Genomic DNA, 14,845 nt, shown 5'->3' on the forward strand with positions numbered 1-14,845 from the left:
GACTGAGCGGCATATAGCAGGGAGAAACTTGGCAATGCAATGGGGTTTTTGCTTCATTTGCAGAAAAATTCTTACAACCCTGTTACCGGTTTGTCCGCGCCAGTAATGCAACGGCTCCCAGCCCGACCAAAGTAATCATCAACGCGGCAGGAGCGGCTTGGGAAATATTTTCGAGCGAGGCTTTCGCGTGCACGCGGGTGGCCAATGTTTCATAGCTAAACGGGCGCAAAAGCAGGGTCGCGGGTAGTTCTTTAACGCAATCTACAAAGACCAAAAGCAGCGCCGATCCGATGGAGGCTTTGACCAGCGGCAAATGCACAGCCTTCAAGGTTCCGCCTGCGCTCCGCCCAAGCGAGCGCGCGGCCATGGGTAAACTAGGGGATACGCGGCCCAATGCGGCGTCTGCCGTGCCCTGCCCAATCGCAAAGAATCGCACGACATAGGCCAGCACAAGCGCGGCCGCGGAGCCGGTAAAGATCAGCCCCGGATCGCCGAACCCAAAGCGCACAAAAGTATCTGCAACAACATTATCAAATTTCGCCAAAGGCACGAGAATCCCAAGCCCCAAGACGGCCCCAGGTGCAGCGTAGCCAATCGCTGTGACCGGCATCAGCAGCGCAGGCAAGCGCTTGTGCGACAAGCGCACGCCGTAGACCATGAACACCCCGCCTAATACGGTCAAAACAGCGGCAATCCCGCCGACGGTAATTGTATGGAACAGGGCACGGCGCAGACCCGGAGCGACCCATTGCCCAGCGTCAAACGCATGTGTCATCAGAACGCCAACAGGCAAGATAAAACCGCCAATGACAGGGATAAGACAGCATAATGTCACCGCCCAAGCCCGCCAACCGTGCAGCGCCACCGCAGTGACAGGGCGTTGCCCACGTGCAGAGCCAAAAAATTTGCTTTTGCGGCGGCTCAGTTTTTCCAGCGTCACCAACAGAATAATCAACCCCAAAACGCAGGTCGCCAGTTGCGCGGCCCCTCCAAGATTCCCCCCCTGCAACCAGACCGAAAAAATGCCGGTGGTCAGCGTTTGCACCGCGAAATAATCAACTGTGCCAAAATCATTCACCGTCTCCATCATCACGACAGCAACCCCGGCCGCAATTGCGGGTCGCGCCAGCGGCAAGCCAACCCGGTAGAACCGCCCAAAGGTCCCTGCCCCAAGCGCTTGGGCAACCTCGTAGGCCGCGCCAGATTGTTCGCGAAATGCGGCCCGCGCCAAAAGATAGACATAGGGGTAGAGCGCCATGCTGAGCACCAAGATGGCAGCACCACGCGTCCGAATACCGGGGAACCAATAATCGCGGGCGGTTTGCCAACCCATCACCTCACGCAGGGTGGTCTGAACGGGGCCTGCGTACTCCAAAAAATCGACCAACGCATAGGCCCCGACATAGGCAGGGACGGCCAGTGGCATCAACAATGCCCATTGCAAAACCCGCCGCCCCGGAAATTTATACATCACGACCATCCACGCCGCCCCAGTGCCGATCATCGCCGTAAGCGCCCCGACAGAAAACATCAGCACCGCCGTGTTTGTCAGGTAGCGTGGCAAAGTCGTGCGTAACAAATGGGGCCAGATATTTTCGGTCGGGGTCAAGGCGAACCAAATCACCGCGACAATCGGGATCAACACCATCACAGCGATGCAAACCGCACCAATAGACCATGGCGATACGCGTAGGCGCTTGGGCTGGACGAGAGGTAACTGACGTATTTGATCGGACATAAATTTGCACTATCCGAAAGCAGTTTAACTGTCCAGAAATCCCCCTATGATACCGGCAGTCAGACTAAAAGGGTGAGCCCATGCAAATTGCACATCACATCGGCGCGCATGGCATCGATGAGGACCGGTTGCTGAAATCGACCCTGCGCAATGCGGATGCATTGGTAAAAAACGGTATCGCCGCGCCCGGTCCGGGGAAATACCGCAGCCTTATTCGCACAACGATTCAAGGGCTTGATGGCGCACAACCTGCGCCCGGCACTCGTGACGTGCTGCTTGATAGTATCGTCGAAGACGATCGTGCGCGCCGCCTGCTATTGGCCAACGGCAATTTCATCTGCGTGCCCAACCGGGTTTTCGAGCACGGGGCGTTTTATCCGCAGGCTGAGCCAAAGGTACGGGCCCTGCTCAACCTCTTTCCCGATGATGATCTCAGCCTATTTTTCGCGATCCGGCATCCGGCTACTTTTTTGCAAGACCTGCTGCGGCGACCCAAAGCGACAACATTTGCGTCCATTCTGGGCATCACCCACCCCGCAGACATCCGCTGGGCTGATGTCGTGCGGCGCATACAGGCCGGCGCTCCGAACGCACAGATCACCGTCTGGTGCGAAGAAGATACGCCGCTGCTTTGGCCTCAACTGATCCGGCGGTATACTGGCATCCCAGCCACCGCACCGATATTGGGCGGCTTGGATGCGCTCGATGGGCTGATGCAGCGCGAAGGCTTTAATGAGCTACGCGATCAGTTAAACGCGAACCCCGGTGCCTCAGAAATTGCGCGCCAAAACATGATCGCGGATTGTTGGGAAGCCCATGCAATTCCCGGCGCGGATGACGTCGAAATCGACCTGCCAGAGCTTGATGCCGCACTCGTTCAGGCGATGACAGAAACCTATGAGGCCGATATCGCGGAAATTTCCGCGATGGAGGGTGTCACACTGGTTTTGCCATTCACCTAAAGCCTACATGCCCATCGCAGCCATATACATATCCATCACGGCTTCTTCTTCAGCGATGTCATTTGCGTCGCGTTTGCGGATCGCGACAATCTTGCGCAACACCTTGGTGTCATACCCGCGCCCTTTGGCTTCTGCCATGACTTCTTTTTGGGCTTCGGCGATGTCCTTTTTTTCCGCCTCAAGACGCTCATAACGCTCGATAAATTGGCGCAGCTCGTCGCCTGCGACATTGGACACTGACTCGGTGACTTGATCGTTCATGTCTGCTCTCCTGAAAGGTTTTTCATGTCCTAGCCCCTGCCCCGCAGCGCTGCAACCCTTGCATGGCGCAGCTGAGCGCGTTAGGCGGACAGAAATACAAGGAGGCAGGTCATGGAAATCGTTGTTTGGATCGGGGCGGTCTTGTCGGTCGTCGGGCTTGTTGGGATTGTTTACAGCATCGTCGCAGTGACCAAAGCGAAACGCGCGAACCTGTCCGACGACGACTTGCGCGCCCGCGTTTCAAAAATTCTGCCAATCAATTTGGGCGCGATGTTTGTCTCGATGATTGGGCTGATGGCTGTCGTGGTCGGGGTTATGCTCGGCTAGATCGGGCAAAAGACCTCGTACACACGTTCTAAAATCGGACGCACACGCGGATCCGCCAGACGGTAGCGCATGCTGCGCCCGTCACGTTCACAAGCAACAAGCCCTTCACCGCGCAAACGCAATAGTTGCCCTGACACATAGGATTGGCTTGCGCCCAATTGTTCTTCGAGCGCGCCGACACTTTGTTCGCCCGGAACCAGTGCGCAAAGAATACGCAAACGCCCCGGGTTTGAGAGCGCCTTGAGCAAATCGGCCGCATCTGCTGCAGCTGCGTCCATTTGATCTACAATCATTTCATTCGCTTCGGTCATGCAATCAGTACTACCATAAAAATTTTAACATTCCAATATTGAAATGCATCAGAAAGCCGATATATTGGCCGGGACTAGAAAATGTGAATACCCCCTGATGTAAAGACATATTTGTTGTTGGCGTGTGAAAATCAAGCCGATGTCAATCACTGTTCAGTGCGTTTGGGGCTAACCTGACAGGAAAACGATATGCATATTGACTGGATTTATGGGCTGATTGGGGGCGCAATCATTGGGATTGCGGGCGCCATTTTTCTTTTATTTAACGCGCGGATCATGGGGGCCTCGGGGATCATCGGGGGCCTTGTTGACGGCAGCGGCAAAAGCGATTGGCAAGAACGCGCAGCCATGGTGGCCGGATTGTTCATTGTGCCGGGCATCGTCGCGCTCTTGATGGGCGGCGCACAAACCAATGTAACGGGCAACCTTGCCGTGCTTGTCGCCGCTGGTCTGCTAGTCGGCGTTGGGACGCGGCTGGCGAATGGCTGCACATCTGGCCACGGAGTTTGCGGAATTTCGCGGTTATCGCTGCGCGGGATCGTTGCGACCGGGTTTTATATCGGCGCGGGCGGGCTCAGCGTTGTGATCTTTAAACATGTCTTGGGGGTTATCTAATGCGGGTTTTGGTTTCATTTATTGTCGGCGCGACCTTTGGGGTTGGATTGCTGATTTCGGGCATGACGAACACAAATAAGGTGCAGGGCTGGCTGGATATTTTCGGCGCTTGGGATCCAACGCTGGCCTTTGTGATGGGGGGTGCGATTGTGCCAATGGCGATCGCATGGCAGCTCACAAAGACGCGCAAACCCGTTTTCGCCGACAGTTTTCCTGCGGCACCAGACCCACGGATCGGGCGCAATTTGGTGATCGGGTCAACGTTGTTTGGCGCAGGCTGGGGGCTGGCTGGTCTTTGCCCCGGCCCTGCGGTTGCATCGCTCAGCTATGGTGGGATCGGTGGGCTAACATTCATAGTCGCGATGCTGTTGGGCATGTTGATCGCGCCACGCGTGCGGACGCGTCTGGACCAAATGGCAACGGCAAGCTAAAAGGCACCCCATGGATATTAGACAGATCAGCCAGACCTACGCGGTTTCACCACAAATTGATGTCGCGGACATCCCGGCCATTGCGGCGGCCGGGTTCACAACCATCATCTGCAACCGCCCCGATGCCGAGGTGCCGCCGAGCCATCAGGCAAACGCAATCGAAGCCGCGGCCCTCGCGGCCGGGCTGACGTTTATTGTCAACCCGGTCACCCATCAAGGGTTGAACATGGATATGGTGCACAGCCAAAATGCGGCAATGGCGGCCTCTGACGGGCCGACGCTGGCCTATTGCGCCTCTGGCACCCGGTCGTCGATCGTTTGGTCATTGGGTCAAGCAGGGACAATGGCGACCGATGATATCATCGCGGCTACCGCTGCCGCGGGCTATGATTTGGCCGGGATGCGCGCGCAGCTGAACACGCTCGCCGCTGGCTAATTTTCCTCAAGCGCTGGAAACCCTTCTGCTGGGGCCATCGGGAAATCCAAATCGAGGTCTGGCGTATCATCTGACATGGGCGGCACCGGTTCCTCTGCAACATCATCCGGTGCTGCATCCATCAGCCCCCCCACGCCTAAAGCTGTTGGGGGAGCCATCGGTGCCCCGTCAAGCTCTGCTAACTCGGGCGTCATTTCCTCTTCGATCCGCAATGCACGCATCCCCCCGACTTGGCCCAACTTGGCTTGCGCAACCGTCTTTCCATCGGGTGCGAGCAAGCGCACGGAGTTCACAGTGCACCCCGGCAAAGGCACAACCTGCCCGACGGTCAATGCCTGCGCAGCACCTATAGGTATCTGAAACCGATGCAAATGCGCGTCCAGACGTGTTGGTGCGGCGTTAATACTGGCCTGAAACGCCGTGGACCAATTGACGCAAGCAGGCGGCGCGAGCTCTGGTTCTTGGGTCACCGTAATGACGGGCAGCGCGATGACAATATCCGCCTTGCGTTCTGCAACACCTAGATCAGTGGTCATGCGCACCACGCGGTAGGGACAATCGCGCAGGTTCAACCCTGCCCAACGTTTGCTATCAATCTGATCATCCAGTTGAATGTCATCCACCCAACCTCCAAACGATGTTCCCGCCAACGCCTGCGGCAATGCCGCAAGAAGCGCGGCCAACATAGGGTCACACATGGTTTTATCGGTGCCAGTTGGCGCGCGGTCTTCCGGCTTTTGCGCGCTGAGCCGCCCCATTGTTTGCATTTCAACCACTGCGGCACATAATTCCATATCAAGTGCTGCCAGGCCAACCAGCTGGCCGTCGCGCGTCAACCCGATGAGCAGTAAACCATCTTCCAAATCAGCCAACATTTCATCAAGCGGCAAGATTTGATCCGCGACACCACCAACCGTCAGCACCAATCCGACGGTATCATTCGCAGCCTTTATCAACGCCAATCGCACCGCGCGCGACGACGTGACGGGGCTGTTGCCCTTTGCTTGTTCATTTTGCCCCGCCATGCGCCGCAAAATCGATGAATGTGTGCTTTCAGTCATACGCCTGCCACAAAATACCCGGTGCCAGATTAACCAACCATTGGTTACAGTAGCCCTAACACGCTGCAGTTTTTATTTGGGCAGTGTGATCCGGAAGGCAGTGCCATATTGCCCGGGCAGATAGGCGATATCACCGCCCAAACGGCGCATTATTTCGCGACAAATCGCGAGCCCTAGCCCTGCCCCACCGGCCTTTGATCCATCTGCAACCCGGGAAAATTTTTCAAAGATAAGCTGTTGATTTTCCGGCGCAATTCCGCAACCATTATCAACAAAATCAATAAGATACATTCCATCCCGCTTCAGCACAGATATCTTCAGCCGCTGCTGTTCTGCATCGCAATATTTACGCGTATTCGCGATCAGGTTAATGAAGACTTGCACCAAACGGTCAAGATCCGTGGTGACAGCAATTTGGGCCAGTTCCGGTGCGCAGACAATTTCGAGCGTGTCTTCCAACCCACCTGCCGCGCCGATCGCTCGTTCGATGAGCACGCCCAGATTGCCAGTATTCACGTGCAGCATGACCTGACCGTTCTCAAGCACCGAAAGATCAAGCAGATCATCGAGCAATCCCGTCAAACGGATCGCCTCATCATGGATAATCCCGGAATATCGTTTCTGGTCGGACAGTGGGATATCACCATCACGCAAAATATCTGAAAATGACCGGATCGACGTCATAGGGGTGCGCAATTCATGGCTGATTTGGCTAAGAAACGCGTCCTTTTGGATGGAAAGTGCCGTCAATTTGTCGTTGGCATCGCGCAGCGCGCGGGCGGTCTGTTCTTGCTCTGATGATTTGGCTTCAAGCCGGTTGGAATACTCCAAAATCTGAGCGGCCTCGTCCGCAACGGCGATCAAGTCTTCAACAGACACGCCGCTGCCACCGATAAGTTGGCCTACCATCGCATGGGAGGTCGCAGCGCCGACGCTCCCCGCAAGCTCTCTCTCGAGCAGCTCCACGAAATTAGGGGTCACCTCTGGCAGGAATCCGTTTTTTCCTTGCCGCGCGGCTTCACGTTCAAAGATCGCCTGCGCCTGTTCGCTGCCCATAATACGCTGCGCCATAATCAGCAGGTCTTCGGCACCGGCGGCAGCGGTGGTCCAGGCGGGCGCAGCTGCCGAATGTTCAAAGACATTCACGAATTGCGCGCCTTGCAGGCGTTCAAGCGGGGTTGGAAATGTCACAAGCGACACAAGGATAAACATTCCCGTATTCAACAGCATCGACCAGAGCAACCCATGTACAAGCGGATCGAGCCCCACGATCCCAAACATAGCCTGCGGACGCAACCAAGACAGCCCGTATGGCCCCTGCTCTATCACTGTTTGACTGATCAGTGCCTCAACCCCGAAACTCGGCAAAAACAGCGTCCATAGCCAGAACGCAAGCCCGGTCAAAAGCCCTGCCGCGGCCCCCAACCGACTGGCCCCACGCCAAAATACGCCGCCCAGCATGGCAGGCAGGATTTGTACTGCCCCCGAGAAGGAAACCAGACCGATTGCGGCAAGCGCCGTGCCACCACCCGACACGCGGTAATAGACCAACCCCAAGAACAGTACGCCCGCGATCGACAGCCGCCGCGCGAGTAAGATAACATGACGGACATCCCCCGACATCACCGCCTGTTCGTTAGGGCGCAACGAAAGCCACATCGGCACAACGATGTGGTTAGACACCATTGTCGCGAGTGCAATTGTGGCGACCATCACCATCGAGGTCGCCGACGAAAACCCACCCAAAAATGAAAGCATTGCAAGCCCTTGTTTGCCCTCATGCAGGGGCACTGTCAGTACAAAAAGATCGGGGTTGCTGCCTGCAGGCAAAAGATCCAATCCGACCACTGCGATTGGGACGACAAACAGGCTCATTAGCATCAGGTAGGTCGGAAACGCCCAGCTCGCGATGGCAAGATGACGTTCGTCTGCGTTTTCAACCACCAAGACCTGGAACATGCGCGGCAGACACAATAGCGCCGCGCCCGACAAGAAAAGCAGGCTGACCCAACGCCCCCCATTTTGATCCCAGAGAACAACGTCAGAGCTATCAATCCGCGTCATCATTTCGGCAGGTCCGCCCGCGACCCCCCAAACAACAAAGACCCCGACAGCCAACAGCGCGATAAGCTTCACCACCGCTTCGACCGCGATTGCCATGACAATCCCATGGTGGCGTTCGTTGGCATCAAGGTTACGCGTGCCAAAGATCACCGTGAATATAAACAGGCCAACGGCCACCCACATCGCTGTCGCATTGAGATCAGCATCTTGCCAAAGCTGCCCGCCTGTCTGGGCGAAAACGGCGAACGCAAGGGTCACCGATTGTAACTGAAGTGCAATGTAAGGCGTTGCTGCGACAACAGATATGACGGTAACGATCACCCCAAGACTAGTAGATTTGCCAAAGCGCGACGACACAAGGTCCGCAATAGACGTGATCCGCTGGGCGCGGCCAATACGGACGAGCTTGCGCAAAATCCACCACCAGCCGATCATCATCAGCGTTGGTCCAAGATAGATCGTGACGAATTCCAAACCGGACCGCGCTGCATAGCCTACCGCGCCATAAAAGGTCCACGCCGTACAATAAATACTGAGCGAAAGCGTGTAGATCAGCGGCGAATGCAGCCAAGTCGCATTGCCCTGCGTTGCCCGTCGTTCGGCTAAGAAGGCAACCATAAACAAGATTGCCACATAGCACAGTGATATTGCGATGACGGTGTTAAACCCTAGCATCTGCGCGCTCAGGGTTTCGGGGTGGGATCAGGTACATCGTCAACGCGCAGCCCGCGTGCCATGATCGCGGTCACTGCAATCAATAGCGCCCAAACGCCAAACACATAGATTAGCGCACGCGCGTCCAGCGCATGATCAGTTGCGTCAGGCTTCCATAACAATGGGATGACCAACAAAATGCAACCAAATATCGGCCAAAACCGCAGCGCATCGCGCAATCGCCGTTGACGGTAGCCCGCTTGTTCAAGAAATATCTTGGACTTGAGGCCGTTGCTCATGCGTCAATCAAACTACGCACATGGTCGCGCACATCTGCGTTTGAAAACGGTTTGGTCATGAAATGATTGGCACCAAGGCGCATTGCCAAATCGCGGTCCTTTTCTTGTCCACGTGCCGTCAACATCATGACAGGAATGTCTTTTGTGGTTTCAGTCTCGCGCAGCTCACGCAGGATATCAAACCCGCTGCGTCCCGGCAGCATCACATCAAGAATAATCATATCGGGCGGAAACCCAATGACCTTTTGGATTGCCGTTTCCCCATCTTCATGGGTGTGCACTGTCCAGCCATCGCGGGACAAAATAAAACTGATCGCCTCAAGAATATTCGGCTCATCCTCGATCAGAAGGACACGTTTGCCCATCTCATCAACTCCCCAATTGTCTTACTCCCCCCGAAAAGGCAGCCTCCCTAGTACCGAGTATCGGGGGATTATGGGGCGAAGTCAAAGCCCTGCTGCTGTATTGATACCAATTATCGCAGGCTCACGGCGGCTTGTACAATCAGGACGCGGACAAATGCGACACGAACCACCGACTGCGATTGGGTCGGACTTGCTTTCGGGCGGGTCGGAAACCACCAACATCGTACTTTGCAAGACCGGGGTGACATCAAACTGCTGCGCGCCTTGGGGCGTCGCAATCGCATAGCACATAAAGCGTGTTTGTGCTGCATCGGGCAAGGATACTTCGGCACGGACGGGTTGGTTTGGCCGGCTCAGCGCGCCAAAAATCGGCCATAGCGGGCAGGCCCCGTTGCGGCGTGAATAGTTGAACCCCGGCACCGGCTTAAGGAAGGTCAGCGCGCCGGACACATCCGCGATGGCTAGCCCCATTGCAGGATGCCCGGCATCGGCAGGCAGACTCGCCAACCGGCGCAGGACCGCGGCAAAATCAACATTGAACTTTCGCGCCAATTGCGCCGGATCGTAATCAAGTGCATGATACGCATCAACAAAAACGGTCAGGGGCAAGGCACGCGCATCCGCCATATATTGCGCCGCGTAATCGACAAATATCTGCCCCGCAGGGCCAATCAGCCCCATGTTACGGGCGACCTCAAGGGTATCAGCTGTCCCAGCCTCGAGAGCAGAAACATGGAAACCCATCCGCGCTAAGGCGCTTTCAACCTGTTCAAAGGGCGATTGCGCGACATCGACTTCAGTTTCTGGCGCCTCGAGATAGGCGACCAATGCTTCGCTACTCGTCGCAAGCCGCAAGCTATCTTTGTGAATGTTCTCGTGAAATCGGCGCTGCCAATCCGCGTCGAGCTCGTCTTGGGTCACCAAGATCGACGCTGATGATCGGATCGACGTCACCGCCGAAATTACTTCGTGCAGAGAATTGGCAAGCTGAGGATCATGGGCGATGCGATCGGTAAGCGCAGCCATATGTTCATCAAGTGCGGCGATCCGGCGGGCTTGGGCTACGATCAAAGCGCTCCACCCAGGAAAGCGAGCCGCAAACTCATCGGTGCGTGCGATCTCGGCTTCGGTTTCAAATGTGGCAGCTGCGCTGCGCATCTGGTCCAGCAAGTTCCTGTCGGCCCCATCTGTCAACAATGACGCATCGACGCCCAAAAGACGGGCGATATCCGTTAACAACTTACCGCCGATTCTGCGGCGATTGTGTTCAATCAGGTTCAAATAAGAGGGAGAAATTCCAACGGCTTCGGCGACGGCGGCTTGGCGCAAACCTTGTTCAAGCCGCTTTTCGCGGATGCGGGCTCCGGTCAGTCGTTGGGTAGGCATGGGAAATTACCTTAATGCTTTCAAATGCTTTCTGCACCTGCGGGATAACGGGTTTACAGCCTCGCAAAAAAGCTTGTACAGAATTTTACAAATTAAGCAAGTCGCCCCAATGGTTTGTTGATTGAACACCCCCTGCCCCCAACAATGGTCGTGTACGTACACGTACAAGCTGTAGGGTCCCTCGTGGATCAAGCGGCACAAAACCTTTAGGGAGGAAACTAATGTCAAAATCGAATTTCTCACGTCGCGGCGTGCTGAAAACCGGTGCAATTGCCGGTGCTGGTCTTGCGCTTCCGACGTATCTACGCGCGGATTCACATGCTGGCTTTACAAACGCGCCAGGCGACAGCGAAGTCGTCCTTGGCTTCAACGTGCCACAAACAGGCCCATACGCGGACGAGGGCGCAGACGAACTGCGTGCGTATGAGCTTGCTGTTGAGCACCTGAACGGCGGCGGTGACGGCGGCATGCTGCCAACATTCTCATCACAAGTTCTGGACGGCACAGGTATCTTGGGCCGCGAAGTGAAGTACGTCACTGGTGACACACAGACAAAGTCTGACGCTGCGCGTGCATCTGCCCGTTCGATGATCGAAAAAGACGGCGCCATCATGATTACTGGAGGGTCTTCATCTGGTGTGGCTGTTGCTGTTCAAGCACTATGCCAAGAAGCTGGTGTGATCTTCATGGCGGGTCTGACCCACTCGAACGACACAACAGGTAAAGATAAGCGGGCCAACGGTTTCCGTCACTTCTTTAACTCTTATATGACTGGTGCGGCACTTGCGCCTGTTTTGGCTGCGAACTACGGCAATGACCGTAAAGCATACCACCTGACAGCTGACTATAACTGGGGCTACACCACTGAAGAAGCGATCCGCTCTTCAACGGAAGCAATCGGTTGGGAAACTGTGAACGCTGTGAAAACACCGCTGACACAGACTGACTTCTCATCTTATATCGCGCCAGTTCTGAACTCTGGTGCCGACGTTCTGGTTCTGAACCACTACGGCGGAAACATGGTGAACTCACTGACCAACGCTGTTCAGTTTGGTCTGCGTGAAGCACAAGCCAACGGCCAGAACTTTGAAATCGTTGTTCCACTGTACTCTCGCCTTATGGCGCGTGGTGCGGGTGCTAACGTGAAAGGCATCTTTGGTTCAACCAACTGGCACTGGTCGCTGCAAGACGAAGGCTCTAAAGCATTCGTTCAGTCATTCGGCACAAAATACGGCTTCCCACCATCGCAGGCTGCACACACAACTTACGTGCAAACGCTGCTGTATGCGGATGCGGTTACACGGGCTGGCTCGTTCAACCCATGTGCGGTTGCAGAAGCTCTCGAAGACTATGAATTCGATGGCTTGGGCAACGGCAAGACACTTTATCGTGGCGACGACCACCAGTGCTTCAAAGACGTGCTGGTCGTGAAGGGTAAAGAAAACCCTGAAAACGAATTCGATTTGCTCGAGATCGTTGAAGTCACCCCTGCGGATCAGGTCACATATGACCCGAACCACCCGCAGTTCCAAGGCGGCGCATTGGGTACATGTAACCCAGGCGCGTAAACCACCAAAAAATTTCAGGTCACCACATCACGTGGTGGCCTGTCACATCGACAGGAAACTGCGCCCTTAGGGGCAGCGGTATGTCTTTTGGTATCCCGCCAACATTTAACCGATCAGAGGTCACCTCATGGACCAGTTCATACTGCAAATCCTTAACGGGCTCGATAAAGGGTCAGCTTATGCACTTATTGCGCTCGGGCTTACGCTTATTTTTGGGACGCTTGGCGTTGTAAACTTCGCGCATGGCGCGCTCTTCATGCTCGGCTCATTTTGTGCCGTTACTCTTAGTAAATTCTTAAGCCTCAGCCACAAAGTTGTGGATGAGACGCGGACTGACTTTTTGGGGAACCCCCTGCAAGTCGACGTTCCCTACGTCCATGATTGGTTCGGTGTCGCCACAGGCGATGCGATCATTGACTGGGCTGTGCCGCTGTCGCTTCTCTTTGCCACACCTGTGATGATCGGTATCGGCTTCATCATGGAACGCGGGCTGATCAAGCACTTCTATAAGCGCCCACATGCGGACCAGATCCTTGTGACCTTTGGCCTTGCCATCGTGATCCAAGAGGTCGTCAAATATTACTACGGTGCGAACCCAATCCCAACACCTGCGCCAAGCGCCTTTAAGGGCAGCTATGACTTCGGGTTGTTGCTTGGATTTGACGCGAACGCGATCATCTATCCTTACTGGCGCCTCGTGTACTTCTTCTTCTCACTCGTGATCATCGGCGCTGTCTTTGCCTTCTTGCGGTTCACCACCTTCGGGATGGTTGTGCGTGCGGGCATGGCTGACCGTGAAACAGTTGGGCTGTTGGGCATCGACATCGATAAGCGGTTTACCATCATGTTTGGTATTGCGGCGGCCGTCGCAGGCCTCGCGGGGGTCATGTACGTACCGATTAACCCACCAAACTACCACATGGGCATGGACTTCCTCGTGCTGAGTTTCGTGGTTGTTGTTGTGGGCGGTATGGGGTCGCTCCCCGGTGCGGTCGCGGCTGGGTTCCTTTTGGGTATCCTCGAAAGCTTCGCCTCAACTGCTTGGGCGGTCAGCAACCTGCCAGGAATCAACCAGGTTATCATCTACCTGGTCGCAATTATCATTCTATTAACACGTCCGCGTGGCCTGATGGGTCGCAAAGGCGTGATGGAGGAATAAGCCAATGCTTGGTCTCGAAAAGAAAGACTTTCGGCTGCTTCTTATTGTCATTGGCCTGACACTATTTGCACCCATCATCCTGAACCCGTTCCCTGCGGGGTCAGAGATGGCCCAGTTTAACGCGGGCTATCCTGATCTGATGCAACGCTTTGTGATCTTTGGTATCTTTGCGATCGGGTTTAACATCCTGTTCGGCCTGACCGGATACCTCTCATTTGGGCACGCTGCTTTCTTGGGTGTGGGTTCATACTCTGCGGTCTGGATGTTCAAGCTTCTCAGCATGAACGTGCTTCCAGCGATCGTCCTTAGCGTCATCATCGCGGGCCTGTTTTCATTCGTCATCGGATATATCTCGCTACGTCGCTCTGGGATTTACTTCTCGATCCTGACGTTGGCCTTTGCGCAGATGTCATTTGCGTTGGCCTATTCGGTTCTGACACCAATCACCGGTGGTGAAACGGGTCTGCAACTGGCGCTTGATGATCCGCGGATCTTGGGTGCAGCACAAACGGCCAGCGGGAACATCCCAGTCCCAGCCTTGTTCGGACTTGAAATGCGCGCATCCTATGAGATGACAGTCGGTGCTTGGGCATTCACATTCAACGTTGGCTACTATCTTGCCGCTTTGATCCTCGTGTTGTCTTTCTACATGGCGATCCGGATCTTCCGGTCACCGTTTGGGCTAATGCTGCGCGCGATTAAGTCAAACCAAACCCGGATGAGCTATACCGGGCTGAACTCACGGCCCTATACGCTTGCTGCCTTCGTGATCTCTGGCATGTATGCTGGGCTTGCGGGTGGTCTGATGGCCTCTATGGATCCGCTGGCTGGTGCGGAACGGATGCAGTGGACCGCGTCTGGTGAGGTTGTTTTGATGACAATCCTTGGCGGTGCGGGCACGTTGATTGGTCCAGTTCTTGGCGCAGGTATGATCAAATACTTTGAAAACATCTTCTCAAAGATCAACAGCCAAGTGCTGCACGAATGGTTCGGTTTCTTGCCAGATGGGCTGGAAAACTTTGTGGTCACCATCATTTACCCATTCGTGGGCAAAGGCTGGCACCTGACCCTTGGGATCGTGTTCATGCTTGTTGTGATCTTCCTGCCTGGTGGGCTTGTCCAAGGTGGACAGAAAATCGCCGCTGCCTTGAAGCGCAAGAAAACCGATGACGCCAATCCTGGCGCCAGCAAACCTGCCGAATAAGGAG

16 protein-coding genes are annotated in these 14,845 nt (G+C 55.3%); 8 read left to right on the plus strand and 8 right to left on the minus strand.

The genetic code is table 11. The features are described from left to right. Window positions 1–82 precede the first annotated feature (82 nt). On the minus strand, window positions 83–1,738 hold the full coding sequence (locus tag DS901_RS11600; protein WP_113777113.1) for an ABC transporter permease: 1,656 nt from the start codon (window positions 1,736–1,738) through the stop codon (window positions 83–85). 80 nt (window positions 1,739–1,818) lie between these two features. Between DS901_RS11600 and DS901_RS11605 the strand changes: the two genes are divergently transcribed. Continuing rightward, window positions 1,819–2,700, plus strand: coding sequence for a hypothetical protein (locus tag DS901_RS11605; RefSeq protein ID WP_113777114.1), 882 nt, complete (start codon window positions 1,819–1,821; stop codon window positions 2,698–2,700). A gap of 3 nt (window positions 2,701–2,703) precedes the next feature. On the opposite strand, the gene DS901_RS11610 is transcribed toward DS901_RS11605, so the two are convergent. Beyond that, entirely contained in the window at window positions 2,704–2,961 is a 258-nt protein-coding gene (locus DS901_RS11610; protein ID WP_113777115.1) for a DUF2312 domain-containing protein, read from the minus strand. A gap of 111 nt (window positions 2,962–3,072) precedes the next feature. On the opposite strand from DS901_RS11610, the gene DS901_RS11615 reads away from it, so the two are divergent. After that, window positions 3,073–3,288, plus strand: coding sequence for a hypothetical protein (locus DS901_RS11615; protein ID WP_113777116.1), 216 nt, complete (start codon window positions 3,073–3,075; stop codon window positions 3,286–3,288). Here DS901_RS11615 and DS901_RS11620 read toward each other — a convergent pair. Continuing rightward, window positions 3,285–3,599: an ArsR/SmtB family transcription factor gene (locus DS901_RS11620; RefSeq protein WP_113777117.1), complete on the minus strand. Its 315-nt coding sequence runs from the start codon at window positions 3,597–3,599 to the stop codon at window positions 3,285–3,287. The two genes, DS901_RS11615 and DS901_RS11620, sit on opposite strands and share 4 nt — an antisense overlap. A gap of 189 nt (window positions 3,600–3,788) precedes the next feature. Between DS901_RS11620 and DS901_RS11625 the strand changes: the two genes are divergently transcribed. Genes DS901_RS11625 through DS901_RS11635 form a run of 3 tightly spaced genes read left to right on the plus strand, consistent with a single transcriptional unit; the run spans window position 3,789 to window position 5,081 of the window. Beyond that, window positions 3,789–4,214: a YeeE/YedE family protein gene (locus DS901_RS11625; protein WP_113777118.1), complete on the plus strand. Its 426-nt coding sequence runs from the start codon at window positions 3,789–3,791 to the stop codon at window positions 4,212–4,214. Next, window positions 4,214–4,645: a DUF6691 family protein gene (locus DS901_RS11630; protein ID WP_113777119.1), complete on the plus strand. Its 432-nt coding sequence runs from the start codon at window positions 4,214–4,216 to the stop codon at window positions 4,643–4,645. The genes DS901_RS11625 and DS901_RS11630 overlap by 1 nt, the downstream gene beginning before the upstream one ends. Before the next feature lie 10 nt (window positions 4,646–4,655). Continuing rightward, window positions 4,656–5,081, plus strand: a complete 426-nt coding sequence (locus DS901_RS11635; RefSeq protein ID WP_113777120.1) for a TIGR01244 family sulfur transferase — start codon at window positions 4,656–4,658, stop codon at window positions 5,079–5,081. Here DS901_RS11635 and DS901_RS11640 read toward each other — a convergent pair. The 5 genes from DS901_RS11640 to DS901_RS11660 all read right to left on the minus strand — a co-directional run bounded on the left by DS901_RS11640 (window position 5,078) and on the right by DS901_RS11660 (window position 10,910). Further along, complete coding sequence (locus DS901_RS11640; RefSeq protein WP_113777121.1) at window positions 5,078–6,142, minus strand: flagellar motor switch protein FliM; 1,065 nt, start codon at window positions 6,140–6,142, stop codon at window positions 5,078–5,080. The two genes, DS901_RS11635 and DS901_RS11640, sit on opposite strands and share 4 nt — an antisense overlap. A gap of 72 nt (window positions 6,143–6,214) precedes the next feature. Further along, window positions 6,215–8,881, minus strand: coding sequence for an ATP-binding protein (locus DS901_RS11645; protein WP_113777122.1), 2,667 nt, complete (start codon window positions 8,879–8,881; stop codon window positions 6,215–6,217). 8 nt (window positions 8,882–8,889) lie between these two features. After that, window positions 8,890–9,159: a hypothetical protein gene (locus DS901_RS11650; protein WP_113777123.1), complete on the minus strand. Its 270-nt coding sequence runs from the start codon at window positions 9,157–9,159 to the stop codon at window positions 8,890–8,892. Further along, a complete protein-coding gene (locus DS901_RS11655; protein WP_113777124.1) occupies window positions 9,156–9,524 on the minus strand; it encodes a response regulator transcription factor in 369 nt (122 codons plus the stop codon). Before DS901_RS11655 ends, DS901_RS11650 begins: the two co-directional genes overlap by 4 nt. Before the next feature lie 81 nt (window positions 9,525–9,605). Beyond that, on the minus strand, window positions 9,606–10,910 hold the full coding sequence (locus tag DS901_RS11660; protein ID WP_113777125.1) for a helix-turn-helix domain-containing protein: 1,305 nt from the start codon (window positions 10,908–10,910) through the stop codon (window positions 9,606–9,608). 221 nt (window positions 10,911–11,131) lie between these two features. Here DS901_RS11660 and DS901_RS11665 point away from each other — a divergent pair, with 221 nt between their 5' ends. The 3 genes from DS901_RS11665 (at window position 11,132) to DS901_RS11675 (ending at window position 14,841) form a co-directional block, all read left to right on the plus strand. After that, window positions 11,132–12,478, plus strand: coding sequence for a substrate-binding protein (locus DS901_RS11665; protein ID WP_113777126.1), 1,347 nt, complete (start codon window positions 11,132–11,134; stop codon window positions 12,476–12,478). A gap of 127 nt (window positions 12,479–12,605) precedes the next feature. Then, window positions 12,606–13,637, plus strand: a complete 1,032-nt coding sequence (locus DS901_RS11670; protein ID WP_113777127.1) for a branched-chain amino acid ABC transporter permease — start codon at window positions 12,606–12,608, stop codon at window positions 13,635–13,637. Window positions 13,638–13,641: 4 nt separating this feature from the next. Beyond that, entirely contained in the window at window positions 13,642–14,841 is a 1,200-nt protein-coding gene (locus tag DS901_RS11675; protein ID WP_113777128.1) for a branched-chain amino acid ABC transporter permease, read from the plus strand. Window positions 14,842–14,845: the final 4 nt, after the last annotated feature.

This window comes from Loktanella sp. D2R18 (genome assembly GCF_003318235.1).
Lineage (GTDB): Bacteria > Pseudomonadota > Alphaproteobacteria > Rhodobacterales > Rhodobacteraceae > Yoonia.

What these genes read in the sequence shown, in the direction of transcription:
- DS901_RS11600 (WP_113777113.1), bottom strand. Translation starts at nt 1,738, where the DNA reads ATGTCCGATCAAATACGTCAGTTACCTCTCGTCCAGCCCAAGCGCCTA.
- DS901_RS11605 (WP_113777114.1), top strand. Translation starts at nt 1,819, where the DNA reads ATGCAAATTGCACATCACATCGGCGCGCATGGCATCGATGAGGACCGG.
- DS901_RS11610 (WP_113777115.1), bottom strand. Translation starts at nt 2,961, where the DNA reads ATGAACGATCAAGTCACCGAGTCAGTGTCCAATGTCGCAGGCGACGAG.
- DS901_RS11615 (WP_113777116.1), top strand. Translation starts at nt 3,073, where the DNA reads ATGGAAATCGTTGTTTGGATCGGGGCGGTCTTGTCGGTCGTCGGGCTT.
- DS901_RS11620 (WP_113777117.1), bottom strand. Translation starts at nt 3,599, where the DNA reads ATGACCGAAGCGAATGAAATGATTGTAGATCAAATGGACGCAGCTGCA.
- DS901_RS11625 (WP_113777118.1), top strand. Translation starts at nt 3,789, where the DNA reads ATGCATATTGACTGGATTTATGGGCTGATTGGGGGCGCAATCATTGGG.
- DS901_RS11630 (WP_113777119.1), top strand. Translation starts at nt 4,214, where the DNA reads ATGCGGGTTTTGGTTTCATTTATTGTCGGCGCGACCTTTGGGGTTGGA.
- DS901_RS11635 (WP_113777120.1), top strand. Translation starts at nt 4,656, where the DNA reads ATGGATATTAGACAGATCAGCCAGACCTACGCGGTTTCACCACAAATT.
- DS901_RS11640 (WP_113777121.1), bottom strand. Translation starts at nt 6,142, where the DNA reads ATGACTGAAAGCACACATTCATCGATTTTGCGGCGCATGGCGGGGCAA.
- DS901_RS11645 (WP_113777122.1), bottom strand. Translation starts at nt 8,881, where the DNA reads ATGCTAGGGTTTAACACCGTCATCGCAATATCACTGTGCTATGTGGCA.
- DS901_RS11650 (WP_113777123.1), bottom strand. Translation starts at nt 9,159, where the DNA reads ATGAGCAACGGCCTCAAGTCCAAGATATTTCTTGAACAAGCGGGCTAC.
- DS901_RS11655 (WP_113777124.1), bottom strand. Translation starts at nt 9,524, where the DNA reads ATGGGCAAACGTGTCCTTCTGATCGAGGATGAGCCGAATATTCTTGAG.
- DS901_RS11660 (WP_113777125.1), bottom strand. Translation starts at nt 10,910, where the DNA reads ATGCCTACCCAACGACTGACCGGAGCCCGCATCCGCGAAAAGCGGCTT.
- DS901_RS11665 (WP_113777126.1), top strand. Translation starts at nt 11,132, where the DNA reads ATGTCAAAATCGAATTTCTCACGTCGCGGCGTGCTGAAAACCGGTGCA.
- DS901_RS11670 (WP_113777127.1), top strand. Translation starts at nt 12,606, where the DNA reads ATGGACCAGTTCATACTGCAAATCCTTAACGGGCTCGATAAAGGGTCA.
- DS901_RS11675 (WP_113777128.1), top strand. Translation starts at nt 13,642, where the DNA reads ATGCTTGGTCTCGAAAAGAAAGACTTTCGGCTGCTTCTTATTGTCATT.